This window comes from Desulfolithobacter sp., from assembly GCF_054025815.1.
Genome location: NZ_JBPMMS010000015.1, coordinates 36,427 through 59,793, shown reverse-complemented (window position 1 = coordinate 59,793; position 23,367 = coordinate 36,427). Strand labels below are relative to the sequence as shown.

At 55.0% G+C, this 23,367-nt stretch carries 17 protein-coding genes and 1 tRNA gene; 14 read left to right on the top strand and 4 right to left on the bottom strand.

Annotated features, from left to right (window positions below):
• Nucleotides 1-75: 75 nt before the first annotated feature.
• From thrS to ACXJJY_RS04390, 9 genes are all read left to right on the top strand, one after another.
• Complete coding sequence (gene thrS, locus ACXJJY_RS04430; protein ID WP_456385499.1) at nucleotides 76-2,004, top strand: threonine--tRNA ligase; 1,929 nt, start codon at nucleotides 76-78, stop codon at nucleotides 2,002-2,004.
• A 45-nt stretch (nucleotides 2,005-2,049) separates the two neighbouring features.
• Nucleotides 2,050-2,643 (top strand): translation initiation factor IF-3, encoded by a 594-nt coding sequence (gene infC, locus ACXJJY_RS04425; RefSeq protein ID WP_456385527.1) that lies wholly within the window; start codon nucleotides 2,050-2,052, stop codon nucleotides 2,641-2,643.
• Nucleotides 2,644-2,783: 140 nt separating this feature from the next.
• Nucleotides 2,784-2,981: a 50S ribosomal protein L35 gene (gene rpmI, locus ACXJJY_RS04420; protein WP_456385498.1), complete on the top strand. Its 198-nt coding sequence runs from the start codon at nucleotides 2,784-2,786 to the stop codon at nucleotides 2,979-2,981.
• Between the two features lie 119 nt (nucleotides 2,982-3,100).
• Nucleotides 3,101-3,451, top strand: coding sequence for a 50S ribosomal protein L20 (gene rplT / locus ACXJJY_RS04415; protein ID WP_456385497.1), 351 nt, complete (start codon nucleotides 3,101-3,103; stop codon nucleotides 3,449-3,451).
• Between the two features lie 100 nt (nucleotides 3,452-3,551).
• A complete protein-coding gene (gene pheS, locus ACXJJY_RS04410; RefSeq protein WP_456385496.1) occupies nucleotides 3,552-4,562 on the top strand; it encodes a phenylalanine--tRNA ligase subunit alpha in 1,011 nt (336 codons plus the stop codon).
• 226 nt (nucleotides 4,563-4,788) lie between these two features.
• Complete coding sequence (pheT, locus tag ACXJJY_RS04405; RefSeq protein WP_456385495.1) at nucleotides 4,789-7,233, top strand: phenylalanine--tRNA ligase subunit beta; 2,445 nt, start codon at nucleotides 4,789-4,791, stop codon at nucleotides 7,231-7,233.
• A gap of 3 nt (nucleotides 7,234-7,236) precedes the next feature.
• Nucleotides 7,237-7,533 carry an integration host factor subunit alpha gene (locus ACXJJY_RS04400; protein ID WP_456385494.1) on the top strand — a complete coding sequence of 99 codons (297 nt, stop codon included), beginning with the start codon at nucleotides 7,237-7,239 and terminating at the stop codon, nucleotides 7,531-7,533.
• A 1-nt stretch (nucleotide 7,534) separates the two neighbouring features.
• Nucleotides 7,535-7,915: a MerR family transcriptional regulator gene (locus ACXJJY_RS04395; protein ID WP_456385493.1), complete on the top strand. Its 381-nt coding sequence runs from the start codon at nucleotides 7,535-7,537 to the stop codon at nucleotides 7,913-7,915.
• An 88-nt stretch (nucleotides 7,916-8,003) separates the two neighbouring features.
• A tRNA-Pro gene (locus ACXJJY_RS04390) sits at nucleotides 8,004-8,080 on the top strand.
• Between the two features lie 92 nt (nucleotides 8,081-8,172).
• Here ACXJJY_RS04390 and ACXJJY_RS04385 read toward each other — a convergent pair.
• The 3 genes from ACXJJY_RS04385 to mtnA all read right to left on the bottom strand — a co-directional run bounded on the left by ACXJJY_RS04385 (nucleotide 8,173) and on the right by mtnA (nucleotide 10,981).
• Complete coding sequence (locus ACXJJY_RS04385; RefSeq protein WP_456385492.1) at nucleotides 8,173-8,988, bottom strand: STAS/SEC14 domain-containing protein; 816 nt, start codon at nucleotides 8,986-8,988, stop codon at nucleotides 8,173-8,175.
• A 216-nt stretch (nucleotides 8,989-9,204) separates the two neighbouring features.
• Nucleotides 9,205-9,852: a class II aldolase/adducin family protein gene (locus ACXJJY_RS04380; protein ID WP_456385491.1), complete on the bottom strand. Its 648-nt coding sequence runs from the start codon at nucleotides 9,850-9,852 to the stop codon at nucleotides 9,205-9,207.
• 31 nt (nucleotides 9,853-9,883) lie between these two features.
• Nucleotides 9,884-10,981 (bottom strand): S-methyl-5-thioribose-1-phosphate isomerase, encoded by a 1,098-nt coding sequence (mtnA, locus tag ACXJJY_RS04375; RefSeq protein WP_456385490.1) that lies wholly within the window; start codon nucleotides 10,979-10,981, stop codon nucleotides 9,884-9,886.
• Between the two features lie 658 nt (nucleotides 10,982-11,639).
• Here mtnA and ACXJJY_RS04370 point away from each other — a divergent pair.
• The 5 genes from ACXJJY_RS04370 to ACXJJY_RS04350 all read left to right on the top strand — a co-directional run bounded on the left by ACXJJY_RS04370 (nucleotide 11,640) and on the right by ACXJJY_RS04350 (nucleotide 20,256).
• Nucleotides 11,640-13,724 (top strand): HDOD domain-containing protein, encoded by a 2,085-nt coding sequence (locus ACXJJY_RS04370; RefSeq protein WP_456385489.1) that lies wholly within the window; start codon nucleotides 11,640-11,642, stop codon nucleotides 13,722-13,724.
• 223 nt (nucleotides 13,725-13,947) lie between these two features.
• On the top strand, nucleotides 13,948-15,852 hold the full coding sequence (locus ACXJJY_RS04365; RefSeq protein ID WP_456385488.1) for a response regulator: 1,905 nt from the start codon (nucleotides 13,948-13,950) through the stop codon (nucleotides 15,850-15,852).
• A 213-nt stretch (nucleotides 15,853-16,065) separates the two neighbouring features.
• Complete coding sequence (gene sppA / locus ACXJJY_RS04360) at nucleotides 16,066-17,925, top strand: signal peptide peptidase SppA (RefSeq protein WP_456385487.1); 1,860 nt, start codon at nucleotides 16,066-16,068, stop codon at nucleotides 17,923-17,925.
• Between the two features lie 315 nt (nucleotides 17,926-18,240).
• Nucleotides 18,241-19,209, top strand: coding sequence for a hypothetical protein (locus tag ACXJJY_RS04355; protein ID WP_456385486.1), 969 nt, complete (start codon nucleotides 18,241-18,243; stop codon nucleotides 19,207-19,209).
• A 120-nt stretch (nucleotides 19,210-19,329) separates the two neighbouring features.
• Nucleotides 19,330-20,256 carry a universal stress protein gene (locus ACXJJY_RS04350; RefSeq protein WP_456385485.1) on the top strand — a complete coding sequence of 309 codons (927 nt, stop codon included), beginning with the start codon at nucleotides 19,330-19,332 and terminating at the stop codon, nucleotides 20,254-20,256.
• A 226-nt stretch (nucleotides 20,257-20,482) separates the two neighbouring features.
• Here the strand turns inward: ACXJJY_RS04350 and ACXJJY_RS04345 are convergent, their stop codons facing one another.
• Nucleotides 20,483-23,332 (bottom strand): M16 family metallopeptidase, encoded by a 2,850-nt coding sequence (locus tag ACXJJY_RS04345; RefSeq protein WP_456385484.1) that lies wholly within the window; start codon nucleotides 23,330-23,332, stop codon nucleotides 20,483-20,485.
• Nucleotides 23,333-23,367: the final 35 nt, after the last annotated feature.

The window sequence follows — 23,367 nt, the reverse complement described above, 5'->3', positions numbered from 1 at the left end:
ACCAGGAGGATTCCACCTGCATGACGGGCGGACGATCCCGGGCAAAAGAACTTGAGGATACGGCCTGAAGAAGAGATGAGCGAGATCACAGTTTCCATACCTGACGGCAAGTCCGCACAGTTTGCCAAAGGCACCCCGGTGGCGGAAGCGCTGAAAAAGCTTGTTTCCAACAAGCAGCGCAAGCAAGCCCTGGCAGCTCTGATCGACGGACGGCCAGTGGATCTCAACTCACGATTGGAAACCGATTCGGTCCTGGAGCCGATTTCCGTGCGCTCGGATCTCGGCCTTGAGATCTTGCGCCATTCAGCGGCCCATGTAATGGCCCATGCGGTCAGGGAACTCTCTGGCGGGGAGGTTAAGGTAGCCATCGGCCCAGCCATCGAAGATGGCTTTTATTACGATTTTGACCGGCCACAGTCCTTTACCCCGGATGAATTCGAAGCCATTGAAAAAAAGATGGCGGAAATCGTCTCCGCCCGGCAGTCTTTCACCAGAAAAGAGATGCCCCGTGACGAGGCCATCGAATACTTCCGGCAACAGGGCGAGGTGTACAAGGTAGAGCTCCTTGAAGAAATGGAAGAGGATACGGTCAGCCTCTACCAGCTGGGTAATTTTGTCGATCTCTGCAGAGGGCCGCATCTGCCCGACACCTCCTGGCTCAAGTCCTTCAAGCTCCTCCGGGTTGCCGGTTCCTACTGGCGGGGCGACGAAAAACGCCCCATGCTCCAGCGACTGTACGGCACTGCCTTTTTTGATAAAAAGGAGCTGAAAAAATATCTCGACCGGCTCGAAGAGGCCAGGAAACGAGACCACCGGCGTCTTGGCAGGGAGCTTGGCCTGTTCACCATCTCCGACCAGATCGGCCCGGGGCTTATTCTCTGGCAGCCCAGGGGGGCCATGCTCCGTCGGCTCATCGAAGATTACTGGAAAGAAGAGCATTACCGGCACGGGTATGAACTGCTCTATACGCCGCACATTGCCCGCCAGGATCTGTGGAAGACCTCCGGTCATCTGGACTTCTACGGCGAGAACATGTACTCGGGCATGGAGATTGACGAGGTCAAGTACCAGCTCAAGCCCATGAACTGCCCGTTCCATATCGGCATCTACAAAAGCCAGAAACACAGCTACCGGGAATTCCCCATCCGCTGGTGCGAGCTGGGAACGGTCTACCGCTATGAACGGACCGGGGCACTGCACGGCCTCCTGCGGGTACGCGGCTTTACCCAGGACGATGCCCATATCTTCTGCCGCCCCGATCAGTTGGAAGACGAAATATTCAACATCATTGATCTCAATCTCCATATTCTGAAAACCTTCGGATTTGCCGACTACGACGTATACCTCTCCACCAGGCCGGATAAATACGTGGGCAGCGACGAACATTGGGAGCTATCCACCGAGGCCTTGAAGTCGGCTATGGAAAAAAAGGGGCTGGAGTACACCATCGATCCTGGTGAAGGAGTCTTCTATGGCCCCAAAATCGACATCAAGATCAAGGATCAGCTGGGCCGTTCCTGGCAGTGTTCCACCATCCAGGTGGACTTCAACCTGCCCGAACGGTTCGAGATGACTTATACCGGCGAAGACAACAGGGAACACCAGCCCATCATGATCCACCGGGCCCTCATGGGTTCGCTGGAACGGTTTATCGGTGTGCTGATCGAGCATTATGCCGGGGCCTTTCCCCTGTGGATGGCACCCGAGCAGGCCCGGATCCTTAATATCACCGACGCCCAGGCCGGCTACTGTGATGAAATCCATGCCCGGCTCCGCGAAGGCGGGGTACGGGTAGAAAAAGATCTGCGCAACGAAAAACTCAACTACAAGATCCGCGAAGCCCAGCTCATGAAGGTTCCCTACATGCTGATTATAGGCGACAGGGAAATGAACGAGGGCATGGTGACGGTGCGCAAGAGAAATGGAGAAAATCTTCCGCCCATGACTGTAGAGGCCTTTACCGATATGGTCCAACGGGAGTGTAAAGAAGGCAAGCAGGCATAGTATCCTGTTGAAAAGCGTAGTAGTTTTTCAACAGCCTGATAGTGCATTGGCCAAGCGCCTGCAACAAGAAAAAACGGAACAGGAGGAACGGACATTAAAAGACGAGGTAGAAGACTTCCGCAGAAACAGGAAATCAAGATCAAGGTTAACGAACAGATTACCTATCCGGAAGTTCGGCTCATAGGTGCCGACGGAGAACAGCTGGGCATCGTCTCCACCAAGGAGGCCGTAGACAGGGCGTACGATCAGGATCTGGACCTGGTCGAGGTGTCAGCCTCAGCCAAACCTCCGGTCTGCCGGATAATGAACTACGACAAGTTCCGTTACGAGCAGAAGAAAAAGCAGCAGGAAGCCAAGAAAAAACAGACGGTTATCGAGACAAAGGAGATCAAGTTCAGGCCAAAGACCGAAGAGCACGATCTCAATTTCAAGATAAAGAAAATCAAAAAGTTCCTGGCTGCCAAAAACAAGGTCAAGATCACCATGCGCTTCCGGGGCCGTGAAATCATTTATGCCCAGTCCATTGGTCTGGACGCGCTGAAGAAAATCGCCGATGAACTGCGCGACGACTGTGTCATTATCCAGGAGCCGAAGATGGAAGGTCGTCAACTGGTCATGTTTGTCGGTCCGAAAGCTTAATGGCAACGGCGGACCTGGTTGGATCGGTTTTTTGACCACCACTTTTTTCGGACAGACGACAGGAATGCATGATCCCGGCCTTATAATAGAAAATATTTGATTACCGGCCAGAAAAGCTTGACATAGCAAGGAGATATACCATGCCTAAAATGAAAACAAACCGGGGAGCGGCCAAACGCTTCAAGGCCACAGGTTCCGGTAAAATTAAGAGAAACAAGGCCTACAGCAGTCATATTCTGACCAAAAAGTCCACTAAGCGCAAACGTAACCTGCGCAAATCCTCTCTGATCTGTAGTGCTGACATGAAGGCTGTACAGCGCATGCTGCCCTACCTGTAAGCAGATAAAGAAGACAAAAACCCTGTCTTCAGACAAAAGAGTCAGTACGAAAACACATTGTTCTCCCGGAACTTTAATCGTGAAAGGGATGACAGAAAAACATTATCTGGAGTAGAAAGATGCCTCGCGTAACACGTGGATTCAAAGCCCGACGCAGAAGAAACAAAGTCCTGAAAATGGCCAGGGGGTACAGGGGTGGCAAGCATCGGCTCTATCGGACCGCCACCGAAGCAGTGGACAGGGCACTCTGTTTTGCCTATCGCGATCGCCGGACAAAAAAACGTGAATTCCGTCGGTTGTGGATCACCCGCATCGGCGCTGCCGCCAAGATGAACGGTACCAGCTACAGTAAGCTGATCCATGGCCTGAAGGAATCCGGCATTGAACTGGACCGCAAAGTCCTGTCCAACCTGGCCATTGTTGATCCCAACGCCTTCACCCAGGTTGTAAAGGCTTCCGGCGTCAACTGAGAGATCGGGATAGAGTCATCCTGTTCCATCAATTGATGAAAACCAGCGGCCGTACAGGCCCTTCTGGAACCTTCAGAAATATTATCCACTTCTCTATTCAATGGAAGAAGAACTAAAACGCCTCAAGGCTGAGGCTGAAGAGGCCTTGGCGGCCATCACCGATGCTTCCGACCTTGAGCCGTTCCGTGTCCGGTTTCTAGGCAGAAAAGGATCGCTGTCCACAGTCATGCGCCGGCTGGGACAGGTTCCCAGGGAGGACCGGCCCCGCCTCGGACAGCTTGCCAACAGTATCAAGCAGGAGATCTCGGACCGGTTCGAGTTCCTGAAAGGTTCACTCGCCACTGGTGATACCGGACAGTCCAAAGGCAGAGAAGACCTCAGCCTGCCGGGACGCAACCTGCCCTTTGGCAAGCTCCATCCCGTCACCCAGGTCATGGAAGAGATCTGCGCCATTTTTGAGGGCATGGGCTTTGCCGTGGCCGAAGGCCCCGATGTGGAGCTCGACCACTACAATTTTGAGGCCCTGAATATTCCCAAGCACCATCCGGCCCGTGACATGCACGACACCTTTTATGTCACGGAGTCCATCTTGCTGCGTACCCACACCTCGCCCATGCAGGCCCGGATCATGGAGACACAGGATCCACCCCTGCGCTATATTGCCCCGGGTAAAGTTTACCGTTGCGATTCTGATATTACGCATACCCCGATGTTTCACCAGGTTGAAGGATTCCTGGTGGACCGGGATGTTTCCTTTGCCGATCTGAAAGGCGTCCTCACCAGTTTTACCCGCCGGATGTTCAAGGATGATCTGGCCCTGCGTTTTCGCCCGAGTTTTTTTCCGTTCACCGAACCAAGCGCAGAGGTGGACATAGCCTGTGTCATCTGTGGCGGTTCGGGTTGCCGGGTCTGCAAGAAGACCGGGTGGCTGGAAATCCTCGGGGCCGGGCTGATCGACCCCGAAGTTCTCAAAATGGTCGGCTATGATCCGGACGAGTATTCCGGGTTCGCCTTTGGCCTTGGAGTGGAACGTATTGCCATGCTCAAGTATGGCATTGACGACATCCGTCTCTTTTACGAAAACGATCTTCGCTTTTTAACTCAGTTTTAACCCATAACAGATTATAGTGCGGGCAGCGATCCGACTTCTGTTTCGGAAACTGACGCATCATAGCTGGGCTAAACAGCTTGCTTGTTGTTCCGGCCCAGCGAGGTTTGTTCCGAGAAAATTATCCGGTATCCGGCCAAAAACCTTGTCCCGTCCCTGACGGTGTTCAGGGTTTTCATGATTCGTAGTGCAGGAGCTGCTGCCCTGCTGGTGTGTAACAGGTATATTCATGAAATTCACCATCAACTGGTTAAACGAGTATGTCCCGGTCAAGGACCTGGACCCTGCCCTGCTGGCAGACAAACTGACCATGCTCGGCCTGGAAGTAGAAACCGTGCAGGAGCTGTACAGGGGCGTGGAAGATATCGTAACAGCCCGGATTCTCCAGGTTCGCAAGCACCCCAATGCGGACCGATTGACCCTGTGCGATGTTGAGGTGGGCGATGAAACCATCCAGATCGTCTGCGGGGCCCCCAATGTCCGCGAGGGGCTGGTCACCGCCCTGGCCCGTCCGGGTACGGTTGTCGGCTCCATGAAGATAAAAAAGGCCAAGGTCCGAGGCGAAGTCTCCATGGGCATGCTCTGCTCGGAAAAGGAGCTGGGGTTAAGTGAGGATCACTCGGGAATCATTGAGCTGGACGACTCCATTGCTGCGGGCTTGCCCCTGGTCGAGGTGCTCGAGCTTGACGACACCATGATCGAGATCGATCTTACCCCGAACCGGCCTGACTGCGCCAGCGTCATCGGCATCGCTCGCGAGATTGCCGGCATTACCCGGCAGGGGCTGACCATTCCGGTGACCGATCGCGATGTGCCTGTACCGGACAACGACGGCCAGGAATTTTCGGTCCGTATCGACGAGCCGGAACTTTGCCCACGATACGCTGCCACCAAGCTTGTCGGCGTCACCATAAAACCTTCCCCCTGGTGGCTCCGGAAACGGCTCATGGCCGTGGGCATGCGTCCCATCAACAACATCGTCGACATCACCAACTACGTTATGCTCGAATATGGCCAACCACTGCACGCCTTTGATTTCCAGAAACTGGCCGGTGGCGCCATTGTCGTCCGATGCCCATCAGGGGACGAGATGACCTTCACCACCCTGGATGGCGTTAAGCGATCAATATCACCAGATACCCTCATGATATGCGACCGGGACAAACCGGTGGCCGTAGCCGGGGTCATGGGTGGACTTGACTCTGAAGTGACCGACTCCACCACCGAGGTGCTGCTGGAGTCGGCCTGCTTTGACCCGGTTTCCATACGCCGCACGGCCAGAAAACTCAACCTTCCCTCCGAGGCTTCCTACCGCTTCGAGCGGGGTGTGGACCCTGGCGGCTGCGCCAGGGCCATGGAACGGGCTGTCCAGCTGATGGTTGAACTTGCCGGAGCCAAGGTGAAAGGTGCGCCCAGGGATATCTATCCGGGTAAAAAGGAACCCCTTATCCTCAATCTGCGTGTCCAGCGGGTGTGTCAGCTGATCGGCATGGAGCTTGGAGCCACCGAGATCGCCGAATATCTGCGCGGTATCGGCTTTGTAGTGGAGGGCTCCGGAGAGGTACTCAATGTGCAGGTGCCCAGCTTCCGAATCGACATCGAACGGGAAGTCGACCTGGTTGAAGAAATCGCAAGACTGGTAGGATACAACGATATCCCTACCACCCTGCCCAAAATCACCATGGACTATCCCGAGCGTGATCCACTGCGGACTCTACGCCAGGACATTGCCGACCTCCTGCGGTCCAACGGTTTCTGCGAGGCCATCAACTACTCCTTTGTTTCGCAAAAACACTGGGACATGATGAGACTTGGCGAGGATGATCCGCGCCGCCAGGCTACCCGGCTGCTCAACCCGCTCACCGAAGAGCAGGCCGTCATGCGGTCCATGCTGTTACCGGGACTGCTGGAAAATATCCGCCGTAACATCAATTATCAGCAGACTGATATCCGATTGTTCGAAATCGGCAAGACCTTTATCCAGCGTAAACAGGGGCACCAGCCTGAAGAGCGTTTTCAGCTCTGCGTGGTCATGAGCGGTAACCGGTATCCCGGCGCAAGGCCTCTTTACTTTTCCGGCTTGCAGGCAGACTTTTTTGATGTTAAGGGAGTGGCCGAATCGCTGCTCCGGGAACTGCGGATTGCCGGCTCCGACCTTGCAATCGAGTTCAGAATGGTTGAAAGCGGTGCTGTCCAGCCATACGGTGATCCGGAAGCTTTTCTGACCATCATGGACAAAAACACGGAAATCGGCAGACTGGGTCGACTGCACCCGGCCACGGCCAAGCAGTTCTCCATCAAGCAGGAAGTCTATTTCCTGGAAATGGACGTGGAAACGCTCTGTGGTCTGCCAAGGGCTGAAGTGTCCTTCAAGCCGCTGCCGAAATATCCAGCCGTGAAAAGGGACATCGCCCTGGTAGTGCCAGAAGGAGTACCGGCCGGTGAACTACTGGAAGAGATTCACGCCCACAAGGCAGAGTTGGTCGAGCATGCAGACATATTCGACGTGTACCGGGGGAAGCCCATAGAACCCGGAATGAAGAGTGTCGCCCTGACCGTGACCTACCGGTCTTGGAAGAAGACACTGGACGATGAAACGGTTGACAGATTTCACGATAAAATTGTAAGCTCACTGATGTCCCGCTTTGGCGGTCGATATCGGGAAGGACAGTAAAAGATGAAGAAAAAAAACGTTACTCGCAAGGAACTTGCTGTAGCAGTCAACGAACAACTCGGTGTATCTCAGCGGAATGCCGCTGAAATTGTAGACACTGTCTTTGCCACCATGAAAAACACCCTGGTGGAGGGCGAATCCATCAAACTGGTCCAGTTCGGCACCCTGACCGTACGGGACAAATCGCCGAGAAGAGGTAGAAATCCACGGACCGGAGAGGCCATGACCATCACCAAACGTAAAATGGTATCCTTTCGGTCCAGCAAACGGTTGCGGGAACGGCTAAATAACAGCAAGTGATGTGAATACACACACTGCCGGAAGTTCAGTCCAGATACCGGAAAAAAAATACTTCCGGATCGGTGAGGTCAGCAAGCTCGTTGGCGTCGACCCGCACGTACTGAGATACTGGGAGTCTGAATTCAAGACCATCCGGCCCCGACGGGCCAAGTCCAAGCAGCGACTCTACCGTCGCAGGGACGTCGAGACCCTTCTTCTGATAAAGACGTTGCTGCACGAAGAGGGATATACCATAGCAGGAGCCCGAAAGGTACTGGCCGACGGCGGCAGACGCCCGGTAGTCCCGAAACCAGGGCCCGTGCTCACCGGATCAAGCGAACGGCTGGCCTTTATCAGAAAAGAACTGCAGGCCATCCAGGACATTCTTAGTCGCAGGGGATGAAAACTCGAGAAGGCTGTTGACATACACAGCCGCAGGATGCTAAAAGAGACACCAGCAATTCCGGACCTGATCCCGGTCCAGCAGATATCGGAACGTAGCGCAGCCTGGTAGCGCACCTGAATGGGGTTCAGGGGGTCGGAGGTTCAAATCCTCTCGTTCCGACCATTCAATGAAAACGGCCGCAACTTTTTGCGGCCGTTTTTTTCTTTTTGATGACCACCGAAAATCAGCACTGGTGACGACTTGCGCGAAAACTGCTAGCGCACGGTGAGGACATCACAACCGCTGTGGTGGACGAGGGCATTGGCCACCGAGCCGAGAACCCTCTTCATCCCCCTTCGGCCACAGCTGCCGACCACGATAAGATCGACGTTGTGCTGGTCCGCATATCTGGGAATGGCCACCTTGGGTGCGGAATCAAGGATCACAATCTCTGCCTCCCTGGCTCCCAGTTCGTCCGCCCACTGCCGCAGCCTGTCCTCGGCCCGTTTGCGATATTCCTCGTGTCGCGCCAGCCATTCCTCAACAAAGACCGGCTCGTAGAATTCATCGTAAAGTGCCGGGTCGTCAACCACGTAGACAAAGCTCAGTTTTGCGCCGTAGTTCCCTGCCAGTTCCACAGCCCTTTCCGCTGCCCGCCGGGCATGGGGGGAGAAGTCGGTGGCCAGTAGAATATGACTGTAGGGCTTGAGCGATTCTATCGTCTCCTGCCCTTCCTCCTCCTTGAGCCAGGCCAGGGCCTCATCCATGCCACCCCTGGGAAAAAACTTGATTTTGGCATTAAAGATCAGACTGGTGAGCCGGCTCATCCACTCCAGCCAGCTCGAATCTCCGACTACTGCTATTTTCTTGAAATCTCCTGCATGTGCCAGGCCGAACTTGAGATCATCCCAGGCAGCCCTGGGTTCCCAGCCCTGGAAATCTTCGAACACGGCCAGCATCGACACCGGCCCCTCCCGCTCGATAATCTTTTCCAGGACCGGAAGGAAGGCTTTGTAATCTTCATCGGTCAGTTTACCTGTCGCCTTGAAGGCAACCACCCCGTCTATATTCACCGGTAGTTCCTGAAACATGATGCACCTCCCAACGGATCATTTCACCCTGCCGGACACAGACGCTGCCGAAAATTTCCGCAAAGCGCCCGGTCACGATACCTCCCGCCTGCACATAGAAAATACGCATTATTTGCCGGCTGTCAAACCATCAAGTCCGTGGCAGAAACCTGCAAACTCCGGGCATGTCAATCACATGGTTATAAACCCTGTAACGAAATACAACGGGATTTCCTGTCAGGAAGAGGTCTGGCGATAACCGCTGAAAAGATCCAGGACCTCACTCATCTGTTCGCGGCTGAGCAGGGGGGGATCCCCAATCTGCAGGGCCTGGCCATACATACGGGCGAGGGTTTCCACCTCAACGGCCAGGGCCAGAACAGATTCCAGATCAGAGGCGTAACAAACCATACCGTGATGGGCCAGCAGGCAGGCAAAACGGCCACCAGCCAGGGCGTCCAGGACATGGTCCGAAAGCTCCTGGGTACCGAAAGTGGCATAAGGTGCCAGTTCAATGGAGTCGCCACCGGCAACGGCAACCATGTAGTGAAATGGTGGAATGGACCGCTCAAGACAGGCCAGGGTCGTGCACCAGGGAGGATGGGCATGAAGAATGGCCCCTGCTTCCTCCCGGGCCAGGTAGATATCGCGATGCAACCGCCACTCGGACGAGGGTCGTCCCTTTCGGCTTTCCGCCATACCTGCGAGGTTCATCTCAACCATATCGGCAGGCCGGCACCGGTCATAGGGCAGGGCCGAGGGGGTGATAAGAAAGCCGTTTTCCGTACGGACAGAGAGGTTTCCGGACGTCCCCTGGTTGAGGCCAACGCTGTTCATGGTCAGTGCGGTCTCGATGAGCTGTCGGCGCAGAATCAGTGGAGCCATAACGGGTCGATCCCCATCTGTGCCGGAAACATCAGGTCCCTGCTTTTTCAGGATAGAGTCCGGCAAGCCCCTCCCGGCTTGCAGGACAGACACCACGCTCGGTGATCAGCCCGGTGACCAGGCCAGCCGGGGTGACATCAAAGGCCGGATTGGCGGCCGGGGTCTGTTGCGGAGCAATGAATACCCCTGTAAGGTCACCGGTTTCCCCGCGACCCCAGACCCGCAAGACCTCATCCTGGTCCCGTTCCTCAATGGGAATCTCCATACCATCGGTCAGGGTCCAGTCGATGGTGGATCCTGGCAGAGCGACATAGAAAGGGATATTGTTGTCGCGGGCGGCCAGTGCTTTGAGATAGGTGCCGATCTTGTTACAGACATCCCCGCCGGCCGTGGTCCTGTCCGTCCCGACAATACAGATATCCACCATGCCATGCTGCATGAGATGGCCTCCTGCATTATCGACGATGAGGTGGTGGTCAACTCCATGGACCGCCAGTTCCCAGGCCGTCAGGTGAGAGCCCTGGTTTCGGGGCCGGGTTTCATCCACCCAGACATGGACATCTATTCCCTCCAGAACCGCACGGTAGACCGGAGCCAGGGCTGTACCCCAGTCCACGGTGGCCAGCCAGCCGGCATTGCAGTGGGTAAGAATATTAACCGGCGTCCTTTTCCCTTTCTCTTCAAAGGCACGACGAATCAGCTCCACCCCGTGCCGACCGATGGCCTCATTGGTGGCCACATCCTCCTCGCAGATCCGACCGGCTTCCCGATAGGCGGCCTCGACCCTGTTCTTCTCAGGCAGTGGTTCAACAGCGCGGCGTATGCGCTCCACTGCCCAGCGCAGGTTGACTGCGGTCGGTCGACAGCGCACAAGCTGCTCGCCGATCTGGAGCAGGGCCTGATCAGAACTGTCCCGGCGCAGACCAAGACAGAAACCATAGGCTGCCGTGGCCCCGATGAGCGGCGCACCGCGGACAAGCATGTCGCTGATGGCCCGACAGGACTCGGCCAGGGATTCCAGCCGCACCACCTCGAACCGGTGCGGCAAACGGGTCTGGTCGATAATTTCCACCCTCCAGCCGTCATCGGCCAGCCAGATGGAATGATAGTGGCGATCCCCGACCTTCATTATCTTACCTACCCCCTGGAGCAAATTTATTGAAACGGAAATTTTCCTGCGCAGTCTGTGAAAAATAAGAAACTTCCCCTTCTTACCTGTTCTCCTGTGGACGGGTCAAGAAAAAAGAAAAGACCTTTTCCCGGCATATCAGCCAGTGATTCGCGATTTACGGCCGTTCCAAAGGAAACGATAAAATTTCAAGCAGTTAACATCAACACCCAGAAAAATGGCTGCGCCGGGAGATAACATCGCAATTCTCACAAAGACTGGTCAGAAAATGGCCCGTCACTGGTACTCCCAGACAAGTTGTTTTTCCAGGACAAAGCGATATTATCCTTTTTGTCCACCGGCACAGAGTTTCTGTTGTAATCAAAAAAAACTTTTTTCTTCTGTTTCCTGGATTTAAAAAAACACCTGTGCTACATAGAAAAAGAGCCAATTATCGTGCTTCCGCTTCCCGTTTTCACGCTGGAAAGAAAAACCACGTAGTGGCATACACAACCAACCATGGGGAATTCCGTCCCAGAGGCTGACAGTTTACCACGTTACTTCTGATGAACTCGTGCAAAGTCCATCAAACTTGCCACCACCTTTACCTGGTCGCCAATAAATGAGTCCTGCAGAAACGGCCCTGAACCGCTTGAAGACATCCGGAAACCTGCCCAGCATGCCACAAGTACTGGTGCAGCTGATCGACGCCTGCCACAAGAAAGAGGTCGATTTGCGGGAAGTCAGCGGTATTGCCGAGCGGGATACCACCCTGAGCGCAAAAATCCTTCAGCTTGCCAACTCCGCCTTCATGGGCGCAAAGAGCAGCTTTATCGATATTGGTCAGGCTGTCATTTATCTCGGCGCCGACACGGTCAAGAATCTTGCCATCTCCGTCTCGGTTCAGCAGGTCTTTCGACGCATAGAAACCAATGGGCTGCTCTCCATGGACCGGTTCTGGTACCACTCCTGCCTGAACGCGATCATTGCCCGAAAACTGGCCACTGTCACCGGTTATACCAACCCCGCGGAGGCATACCTGGCCGGGTTGCTCCATGACATCGGCAAACTTGTACTGTGGATGGCTTTTCCTGGAAAATACGCTCCCCTGCTGCTCAAGGGCATCCGCTGTCATGACGGCCGACTGTCTTTTCTTGAGCAGGAAAAACTCCATATCAACCACTGCCAGGCCGGGGCCTGGCTGGTGGATGAATGGCGTTTTCCCACCCTGTTTGGTGACGCCATCCGCTTCCACCACCATCCAGTGGACGAACTGGTCGAGGCTCTTCCCCTGGTACGGCTGGTTTACCTGGCCGATCTCCTCAGCCATGCCGAAGCAGGGGATCCGGAGTGCGAAACCGTAGCCGAGCGCTTTTTCGGCCTGGATGCAAAAAAACTCTGGACCAGTCTGGAAAGCGTGGAAGAACAGGTGGAAGAGATGGCTGCAACACTTGGCATCCCCATCCCCGCTTCCCGACAGTCGTCACTCGCACCGGAGCCAGCCGCCGAGGCGCCCCACCGGGAGACCTCACTGGAACTGATCAGCCGGGTCCGGGATATATCCCAGCTGACCGGAGCCATGGGTCGCCTCATCCAGTCCGAAAACCAGGAACAGATCATCAGTGTGATCGAAGAAAGTCTCAAAATCCTGTTCAGCGAAAACAGATCTCTTATTCTCTGTCACGACCGGCATACAGGAGAACTGTATGGCTGCGCATCTTCGGACAACCCCTACTGCCGTGAAGCCGGACAGCTGCGTTTCCCGGTTGGTCAGCACCCCGGAAGCCTGGCCTGCCGGGCCGTTGAGTTCGGTCAGATCATGCACTCGTTCATGGACCAGTCAGACCAGGAAAAAAACATCCTCGACGAGCAGATCCTCCACCTGCTGGGGACCGATGGACTTCTTGTCGTTCCCCTGGTCCACCGGAAACAGGTGCAGGGTGCCCTGATCATCGGAATCTTCAAGGATTCCTACCGGGCCCTGCTGACCCACGCCACCCCGCTGCAACTCCTGGCTTCCCAGGCGGCGGCCAGCCTGTATATCGAACATCTCCACCGTGAAGAGGCCCGGCGGCTGCTCAATGAGCGCCTGGAGGCAGCCAGCCTGGTGGCGCGGAAAATTGCCCACGAAATCAACAACCCCCTGGCGATTCTCCGAAACTATATGAAGATACTGGATCTCAAGCTGGGCAAAAACCACCAGGTCAAAGAAGAGCTCACCATCATTGACAGCGAATTTGAGCGCATCGGGCAGATAACCGAGCAGCTGCGAGACCTCTCTACTCCGAAATCGTTTTGCGACCAGCAGGCCCTGGATCTCAACCGAACCCTGGAGGACATCATCAACTTGTTACGCATGGTGCTTGACAGGGACCGGAACATCCGGATGGAGTTCGACCCGGCCGATAACTTACCCCCGGTTGTTTCCGAAGCCAACGCCCTGCGCCAGGTTATGATCAACCTGTGCACCAACGCCGCCGATGCCATGCCCGATGGCGGCACCATCACCATTGCTACCCGTCCCGTGACCCTGGACGGTCGCGACCGGGTACAGATAACGATTACGGATACCGGGTCCGGGATCGATGCAGATATGCAGGACAGGATATTTCATCCAGGTACCAGCAGCAAGGGTGGCGGCCATACCGGCCTGGGCCTGGCCATAGTCCAGAAAATTATCCGGGACATGGGCGGAGAGATGACATTTGAAACCTCGACGCAAGGCACTACATTTAGTATTACCCTCCCGGCTCAGCATACATGACATCCAGCATTCCGGAATAATTCTTATTTTTTTAACCTTTTGAATTTATTGTGTTTGAATAGTTTTGAATGATTGTGCTATATATGTGAGCAGGTTCTCGAAAGAGAATATTTTCTTCAGGCACCGCTATGTTCCACTTTCTGGACACAGACTCTGCTGACAAGAGAAATCTTCCAAGGAGGCTGTAACCAGAGTTACCGCAAGTTGGCCCTGGCAAAACGGAATGGCGTACCACATTCTGATAATAGATGATGAACCGCAATTCTGCATCAGTCTCAAGATGCTCCTTGAGGCAGACGGTTATGCAGTTGACGTGGCTCATTCGGGACAGGAAGCGCTTTTTTTTCTCGAAAAAAAATCCTTCCATGCCACCCTGCTTGATATCGGCCTGCCAGACATCAGCGGTAATGAAATCGCCACCCATATCTCCAGTAACCATCCCAGCACAGCCATTATCATTCTCACCGGTATAGCCACAGTGGAGAACGCGGTGGAAGCCATGCGGCAAGGTGTATACGACTACCTGCGCAAACCCTGTGATCCCGAACAACTGCTTAGAATCATCAGCCGCGCCATAGAACACAAGAAACTCCAGTCCGATCTCCGGGCCAGTGAACGGCGCTTCCGGCAGCTCTCGGAAGCCACCTGGGAGGGCATCTTCATTTACGAGGAAGGGTGTCTGCTCCTGGCCAACCAGCAGCTGTGCGAGATGTTTGGCTACAGCGAGGAAGAACTCATCGGTGAACAGATATTCGACATCCTCCTTGATAGCAACAGTGTCCGGACCATGCCTCTCCAGAAGACCGAGGATGCCCTCGGTCCTTTTGAAGCCAAAGGCATAAAAAAGGATGGTACCAGGTTTCCGGTGGAGATCCGGGTGAAGCATATCGACTACCAGGGTAAAACGGTACAGGTGGCGGCTATCCGTGATATCTCAGCCCGCCGAGAGGCGGAACAGAAACGACTGGTACTGATGGAGAAACTGGCCGATGCCAAACGTATGGAATCCCTCGGCCTCATGGCCGGATCCGTGGCCCATGACCTCAACAACATTCTGGCCGGCATCCTCACCTATCCTGAGCTCCTGCTCCTCGACCTGGATGAGGATTTCAAGTACCGGGAGGAGATCAAGCTGATCCACGATGCCGGCAAACGGGCGGCGGCGGTGGTCAATGACCTGCTCACTGTGGCCCGGGGCGCAACATGCAAAAAGGAAGTGTACAACCTCAACGTCATCGTCTCGGGTTATGTCAACTCACCGGAATGCAGGGAACTGACCAGGAGATATCCGGGCGTCACCATTGAAACCGAACTGGAAGAGAACCTCTGCAACACCCGGTGCTCGCCCATGCACATCTCCAAGTCTATCATGAACCTGGTCACCAATGCGGCCGAGGCCCTGGAGAACAGAAAAGGCACGGTCCGGATACGCACCTGCAATATGAACATCAACAAGCCCATCCACGGCTACGAAACCGTCGATCCTGGCCGCTACGTGGTCATTACGGTGGAAGACAACGGACCCGGGATCAAGAACTGTGATATCGAACATATCTTCCAGCCCTTCTACTCCAAAAAGGTCATGGGTCGCAGCGGCACAGGACTGGGACTGGCCGTGGTCTGGAACACGATCCACGATCATGGCGGCTATGTGGACCTCGTCTCCAATAAAAAGGGGACCTGCTTTACCCTCTACTTCCCGGCCACCGAGGAGCAGTTTGCCGTTGCGGGCGAAAAATTTCCACTCCAGGTCAGCACTGGCTCCGGCGAACGCATTCTGGTGGTGGATGACCAGGAAAGTCAGCGGGAAATCGCCCGCCGGCTCCTCACCCGTCTGGGATACAGACCCTACGTGGTAAGCAGCGGAGAAGAGGCTGTAGAATTCATCAAAAGGAAATCCGTGGATCTGGTCATACTGGACATGATCATGGGACGGGGGTTGAACGGCTGCGAGACCTACCAGCGCATTACCCAGCATGCCCCCGGGTTACGGGCCATCATCACCAGTGGCTACTCCAGTCCCGAAGATATCAAAAAAGCCAGGGACCTCGGCATATCCCAGTTTATCAAGAAACCCTACTCCATGCAGGACCTCGGCCTGGCCCTGAAGCTTGAAATCGCGCAGTAAATCCCGTATCCTTCCCCTCTGACAGGCTTGAGCACTCCACATACTATGGTGCTCCATCTTAAGGCACGAAAAATTTTCTCGTAATACAGCAAGAACAGGAACAACTGGACGCAGTTTCAAGCTCGTCCCGGGTCACCTGCGGACTGAACCCGGCTCCATGAACCCTCCGGTGCCCTGTGCCCCCTGTTTCCTTTAAGAATGCAAGGAGATACAGTGAAAAAATTCTTTATTATGGTCACCGTCCTTTTACGCTGGATCTGGAAGGTTCTGACCACCGGACTGACTATGCTCGGCAGTCTCCTGACACTGGGACTCGTCTTTATGGTCGTCAGCGCCCTCTTCTACCATCCAGCCACCGAGGTCCCGGTGAATGCTGCCCTGATAATGCGTCCCGAGGGCAGGATCGTGGAAAAGAAATCGCTGATCGACCCCCTGGGTCGGGTCTTTGGTCTCATGGCCGGTGGACCTATGCAAAAAGAAACCCTGCTCCAGGACATACTCGATACCATCAACCAGGCCGCCGTTGATGACCGGATTCAGGTCATGGTGCTCGATACCAGTGCTTTGGAGCAGGCCGGTTTCAACCAGTTACGCGCCATCGGCCTGGCCATAGAACAGTTCAGGGATAGCGGCAAGGTTGTGATCGCCCGTGGACCCAGCTATTCCCAGGCCCAGTATTATCTATCCTCCTGGGCAGATGAAATCTATCTCAACCCCATGGGCAGTGTGGACCTGCGCGGTTTCGGGATTTTCAGACTCTACATGAAAGATCTGATCGACCAGCTCCAGGTCAGGATTCACATCTTCAAGGTCGGCTCTTACAAATCAGCGGTGGAGCCGTTTATCCGTAACAACATGTCACCCGAGGCCAGGGAGTCCAACCGGTTCTGGCTGGCCAATATCTGGAACCAGTTCACCTCTGATATCGCCAACCACAGGAAACTTGACCCGACCCATCTTGACGAGATAATCAACAACCTGCCCGACTATCTGCAAAACGCAGGCGGCGACAGTGCCAGGATGGCAGTGGACACGGGACTGGTGGACGGTCTGAAGACAGAAGAGGAGCTGGAACAGTATCTCAGAGACCTGGTCGGGCCGGCTGAGGACGGTTACGGGTTCCGCCGGATTTCTTTTCGCGAATACCTCGGCACCCTGACTCCCTCCTACACCATGGTCAAATCCGACCGGAACAGGATTGCGCTCATCATCGCCCAGGGCAACATCGTCTATGGCAACGGGACCCCGGACCAGATCAGTGCCGATAATCTTATCGCCCAGATACGCTCAGCCCGCCGCGACCGGAATGTTCGCGCCCTGGTCCTGCGCATCGACAGCGGAGGCGGCAGCGCCTTTGCTTCGGAACTCATCCGCCAGGAGCTCCAGCGCTTCCAGGATACCGGCAGACCCCTGGTCGTTTCCATGGGTTCCATGGCTGCCTCCGGTGCCTACTGGCTAGCTGCCGGGGCCGATCATATCATGGCCTCGCCGGTCACCCTGACTGGATCCATCGGTGTGTTCGGGGCCATGGCGACCCTGGAAAACAGCCTGGAACGTATCGGAGTGCACAGCGACGGCACCGGCACCACCCGCCTGGCCGGAAGCGGGAGCCTGGTTCGTCCCCTGGCCCCGGAGATTGCCCGCTCCATCCAATACGGGGTAGAACATACCTATAACCGCTTCCTTGATATTGTCGGCCAGGGACGGGGGATGAAACCTGACGAGGTGGAAAAAATCGCCGAGGGCCGCGTCTGGGACGGAAAAACCGCCCTGGAGATAAATCTGGTGGACAGTCTCGGCACCCTGAGCGATGCCGTGGACCAGGCGGCGCGGCTTGCGGAACTCACTGAATACAGCGGGACCTATGTACAGCCGCCCGGGACCTCTCTTGAGCGACTTCTCCAGCGGTTTGTCCGGCAGACCAGTATCCCGGGAACCGCAACCGCCATTTTTCCGACTTCAAACAGTGCAGCCCTCAACGCCCGGAACCTCTTGGATCTTCTTCTGAAGAAAACAGATCCCCGGGCCATCTATGCCCTGTGTCTGGTCCCTGGTCAGAACCTGTTGCATTGAGCCCGCACACTCCGTTTTTCGCGATATCCTCCCTGCGATGAAGAGACATCTCCATGAATCGCCAGGATGAACCTGTTCCTGAAACCGAACCGGCCTGGTAACGATCTGTTGAAACATTTTGTGATTACCATCAAAATCAAGAAAATAGCCAAACCGGCGGATAACATCGCCATTCTCGCGGAGACCGGGTAAAAAAGCCTTTTACTGGCACTCCCTGACAAAGAATTTTTCCAGGGATAAGAGGTGTTATCCTTTTCCGTGCGGTGCTGAGTTTCGATCGAAATTAAAAAAATCATTTTGTTTTCAGGATATCAAATGGAACCCGACACCATATCCATGCTCTGGAATCAGCTTGGCTGGCCCCTGGTCCGCCTGATCATTTTCATATCCATCGGGTTACTGGTGGCCAATTTCATCGAAGCCCTGAACTGGACCAGAAAGATGGCTGTCCTGGCCCGGCCACTGACCCGATTTGGCCGCCTGTCAAATATAACCGGCGCCTCTTTTTCCATGGCGTTCTTTTCAGGGGTTGCCGCCAACACCATGCTGGCCGAGGCTTACGACAAACATGAAATCAGCAAAAAAGAGTTGGTGCTGGCCAACCTGTTCAACAGCCTGCCCACCTATTTCCTCCACCTGCCTACCACTTTTTTCATCACCGCTCCGTTACTCAAAAGTGCTGCTTTTCTCTATATGGGTCTCACCCTGTCAGCCGCGATTCTCCGCACCCTGTTTATCACTGCTGTCAGTCATTTCATTCTCCAGGGCGAGGGGATGAGCCACGATTCCGATTCTTTGGCAAAAAACAGTGACCATTCAATCAAAAATGCCTGGCAACGGACCTGGATACGATTCAAGCGTCGAATACGCAAAATCATTCGCTATACAATTCCCATCTATATTACCTTTTTTCTCCTCAACCGGATCGGCCTGTTCACTGCCCTCGAGGAATTCATGGCCGCCCATCTCTCCTTTCTTTCCTGGCTCTCCCCCCAGGCCATGTCCATTGTCGTGCTCCACATTGCAGCTGAATTCACCGCTGGCCTGGCAGCGGCAGGCGCCCTGCTCCAGGATGGGGTCCTCGGTGCCAGAGAGGTCGTCCTGGCCCTTCTGGTCGGCAATGTACTCTCATCACCGGTCCGTGCGGTCCGCCACCAGTTTCCTTACTATGCTGGCATTTTCCAGCCCCGACTGGCCATGCAGCTCATTCTCTACAGCCAGAGCTTCAGGGCCTTAAGCATTATCGGCGTAGCAATCGCCTACTACTTTCTCAGCGCGAACTGACATCCAGCCGGAGGCACGAAGATTTTTTGCACACACCCTGTATGTTTCCTTTAAGCTCTGTGGTATAGTTGCGCCTGACTGGAAGATACATGTACCTGCGAAACAGATGGGGAGGAAGCCGTGGAAAAAAAGATACTCGTGGCCATTGACGGCTCTGTCTACAGCTCCAGCAGTCTTGACTACCTGATCAGACAGTTTGCCAACGACAGGGATATCTGCGTGCACCTGCTCAGCATTATTTCCTCTGCCGGCAAAGACGACAACTGGATGTTTGAAGTTGATTCCCTGCGCCAGCATTCTCCCTCCGAACATCGCAGAAAACTGGTAGCAGAAAAATATCTCAAGGATGCAAAATCACGCCTGGTACGTAACGGCATGACTGAATCCCGGATCAGCCATGAAGCCCTGATTACCACATCCAGCGTTGCCACCGCCATCCATCATTATGCTGTTCATGGCTTATACGACAGTCTGCTGGTGGGCCGTCGCGGCATGGGCATGGTGAGCGAGATGCTCATGGGCAGTGTCTCTTCCTACCTGGCAAAAAAATGCCACGAGGTTCCCCTGTGGATCATCGATGGCGAAGTGACATCGCGTCGTTTTCTCCTTGCTGTCCATTGTGTTCCCGCCTCTCTGCTGGCTGCCGATCACCTGGCCTTTTTCATCTGTTCAAACCCGGACACAGAGGTTCTCCTGTACCACTCCAACGCCCTTTTCGGCACCAGGGCCAAATCCAGACAGGAAGACTTTCATAAACAATGGGGAAAAGAGTGGTGTGACAAGTACCTGGATCTGGACGATCATCTTTTCCAGGCCCACACCCAGATACTCATTGAGGGAGGTGTACCGAAAGAACGGATTACCCGCCTGCCCACAGGCACCAACCTGGAGGCCAGCCACGACCTGCTGCGCAAGGCCCGGAAGCACCGCTGCGGAACCATTGTACTTGGACGTCGGGGCCGAGACGCCGACAAGGGGGTCCTGGGCGGTGTTTCGGACCGAACCATGCAACATGCAGAAAACATGGCTGTCTGGCTGGTGGGATAACTTAAGTGACTTGTACATTGTGGCCAGGCACTGAGCATACATAAGGACGTGATGTCACATTAAGAGGCTGTTGAAAAACGTAACGAGCGAAGATGAGACACGGAAAAATGAGGCGAAAAAGCACAGTGTACATGGAGTACATGTCCATTTTGAGCCGAATTTTGACGCAGTATCATCAAGCGTAGTAGTTTTTCAACGGCCTGTTAAAGAGGAAGCGCTGAACAGATCATGGCTTTGTTTCTGATTTCAAGATAATACCGGCCATCCGGTCCGGACCGAGATACTTTTCTGCCAGCCCGGCAAGCTCCTCGGGCCTGATACTGGCAAAATCCTGCTGGATAGTCAAGGGCCACCGAAGTTGATCCGGATGGCGGCCAGAAAGAACCAAAACCGACTCCAGCCAGTAGCGATTTGTACGCATCATATCACGGATGGAAGTCAAGGTGGGTTTGAGGGCTCGCTGCAGCTCTTCGGCCGATACACCCTGGCGGGCGATATCCGCGCCGACCTGCGCCATCCGTTTGAGCAGTACCTCGGCCAGGGCCGGATCAACGATGATCATGCTGCGAAGTACACCATGCCCCGGATCAACGCGGCTGGAACGGTTGTATACCACCGGTGAATAGGTGGCCCCCAGTTTTTCCCGGACCTCGCGGCGCAACCTGTCACTGAGAATCGATGCCAGAACACCAAGCCGCCTGGTCCTGGAAATATCCCAGAAATCATCTGTTTCCCAGGCAGAAACCACCAGGGCCTTCTCGGTCTCGCTCTGCACGGTACGCTTAAGAGTTTTTCCGGCCGGGAAGACAATATTTTCGCCCTTTGCCCCAGGCTCAAGGGTTCTCCCGGATGCGCCGAAATACTTTGAAACAAGGGTGAGCACCTCTTCCGGCTCCACATCACCGACCACGGAAATCTCCAGCCTGGCCCCGGCAAGGATCGGACGGAGCCAGGTTTCCACATCTTTCAGGGTCAAGGCCATGAACGTCTGGCGGTCCACCAGGCCATAGCGCTGATTTCCTCCGGCCAGAAACACCTCGCCAACCAGCTGCATCACACCTTCGACCGAGCTCTCCATCTGATCATACATCTGTCTGAACCGATCCATGGACAGCCGATACGCTTCTTCCCGGAAACCAGGATCCTCCAGCTGCGCCTGGATCAGCTGCAGGAGCAGTTCCAGCTCCTGATTCAGTCCCTTACCGCTGATCCGGAAACTTTCCTCGTCTACCTGGAAACGGATTTCGGCACTATGCCCTGCCAGGGACCTGGCAAGCTGCTCCCGCGTCATACGTCCAAACCCGCTCTCCGACACCACGCTCTCGGCCAGACGATCCAGTCCGGGAGTCGGCACTGCCAGACGGCCGTCACCAAAACTGACCACGACCCTGACTTCTCCGGGCTCAAAATCAGTCTTCTTCACATTCAGACGGGTCCCATCCCCAAAAACCCATGTTTCAGCGTCAATCTGCCGGTGAATCGTGTGGCCGGTCACTTTTCCCGGCTCTTTAGCAGGAGAAAGATAGGGGAAAGCAGCAGACTCCTTTTCCACCCAGGGCGACACGGCTCTTGAAAGCGCTGAATTGTATGTGCGCAGAATCTGCTGTTCCGGAGCCTTCCTGCCCTGACCCAATTCAGCGTCGCCAAGGACCTCGATCAATCGGTTATCACGATTCCACAGACCCCTGAAGGCCTGATTGACATCTTCCAGGGTCATTTCTTTGAGCAAGTCGCCATAAAGAATCTTTTCCTGCTCCGGTGACTTGAATACCCGATTATCATTGAGGTGATCCACGAGCTGTGAAGCCAGGTCACTGCTTCTCCGGCTGGCCTTGGTCTGCACCTGCTTTTGCAGATCAGCCATGATCTCCCGTTGGACCCGTTTCAGTTCAGCCGGAGTAAAACCATATTCCAGGGCCTGCTTAAGAGTGGAAGTAAGCAGAACCAGAGAATTTTCCCACTGGTCAGCATCGGTCACAGCGCGCAGCGTGGTGTATCCCACCCGTTGCAGCAGATCCCCGTAATAGGCTTGGGCACTGGTAAGCGGACTCCCGGGCCGGGCCGTCAGTACCTGCAACCGGTTATTCAAAATGGCCGCTGCCACGTATCTGGAAAAAAACTTCTTTTCCCATTCACGGGTATCCGGCTCTGGATTCCTGTCCCAGACACTTTCCAGGTAAATCTGGGTTGCCCCGAGTTCCGGTTCGTGCAGATAGAAGACCTCGGTTCCTCTGCGGGCCACCCTGCCGAAATCCGGGCACCGGGGAAGGACCTCAGCTGCCCGCAGGCCGGAGAGCTGCTCACGGAGCATGACGTCAACCCGGTCGGGATCCATATCTCCAACCACGACCAGAATCATATTTTCCGGCCGGTACCAGGCATCGTAGTAGGACCTGAGCATCCTGCTGTCAGCAGCCAGCAAGGTCTCTTCCGTGCCTATAATATCACGATTGGCAATCCTGGTTCCGGCAAAGGCAAAATGCATCCGTTCAAGGGCGACCCTGGACCGGGCGGAATCTCTAGCCCGTTTTTCCGCCAGAATAATTCCCCGTTCCCGATCCACCTCTTCCTCAAGCAGGAGTGCGCCACGGGCATAATCAGCCATGATCAGAAGCCCTTCACTGATCCGCTGTTCACTGTTATCAGGCAGCACCAGTTTATAGACCGTCTCGCCATAGCCGGTATGGGCATTGGTATCGGCCCCGAATTCCATACCCACAGACTGGAGATATTCAACCAGGGTGCCAGGGGGAAAATGGGTTGTACCGTTAAACAGCATATGCTCCAGAAAATGAGCAAGACCTCGCTGCTCTTCCGTTTCATTGACAGAACCGGCCTGAACGTCAAGATACATGGCCACCCGGCCCCTGGGCTCCCGGTTTTTCATAAGCACGTAGCGCAGCCCATTTTGCAGGGTGCCGAAGCGAAGGGCCGGATCCGGTTGCAGATCACTGGTGTCCTGGGGCCAGCCCTTGCTGATACAGGACCGAGGGAGTTCACCACCAGCCCCCTGCGCTCCTGATCCGCTGCCAAGGACAAGCAAAAGGGTGGCAAGCAGCGTACAGTACGTATACAAAACGGATTTGATATGTCTCATAATGATCAAGAGGA

What these genes read in the sequence shown, in the direction of transcription:
- pheT (WP_456385495.1), top strand. Translation starts at nt 4,789, where the DNA reads ATGAAATTCACCATCAACTGGTTAAACGAGTATGTCCCGGTCAAGGAC.
- pheS (WP_456385496.1), top strand. Translation starts at nt 3,552, where the DNA reads ATGGAAGAAGAACTAAAACGCCTCAAGGCTGAGGCTGAAGAGGCCTTG.
- rplT (WP_456385497.1), top strand. Translation starts at nt 3,101, where the DNA reads ATGCCTCGCGTAACACGTGGATTCAAAGCCCGACGCAGAAGAAACAAA.
- ACXJJY_RS04380 (WP_456385491.1), bottom strand. Translation starts at nt 9,852, where the DNA reads ATGGCTCCACTGATTCTGCGCCGACAGCTCATCGAGACCGCACTGACC.
- ACXJJY_RS04365 (WP_456385488.1), top strand. Translation starts at nt 13,948, where the DNA reads ATGGCGTACCACATTCTGATAATAGATGATGAACCGCAATTCTGCATC.
- thrS (WP_456385499.1), top strand. Translation starts at nt 76, where the DNA reads ATGAGCGAGATCACAGTTTCCATACCTGACGGCAAGTCCGCACAGTTT.
- ACXJJY_RS04385 (WP_456385492.1), bottom strand. Translation starts at nt 8,988, where the DNA reads ATGTTTCAGGAACTACCGGTGAATATAGACGGGGTGGTTGCCTTCAAG.
- rpmI (WP_456385498.1), top strand. Translation starts at nt 2,784, where the DNA reads ATGCCTAAAATGAAAACAAACCGGGGAGCGGCCAAACGCTTCAAGGCC.
- ACXJJY_RS04355 (WP_456385486.1), top strand. Translation starts at nt 18,241, where the DNA reads ATGGAACCCGACACCATATCCATGCTCTGGAATCAGCTTGGCTGGCCC.
- ACXJJY_RS04370 (WP_456385489.1), top strand. Translation starts at nt 11,640, where the DNA reads ATGCCACAAGTACTGGTGCAGCTGATCGACGCCTGCCACAAGAAAGAG.
- mtnA (WP_456385490.1), bottom strand. Translation starts at nt 10,981, where the DNA reads ATGAAGGTCGGGGATCGCCACTATCATTCCATCTGGCTGGCCGATGAC.
- ACXJJY_RS04400 (WP_456385494.1), top strand. Translation starts at nt 7,237, where the DNA reads ATGAAGAAAAAAAACGTTACTCGCAAGGAACTTGCTGTAGCAGTCAAC.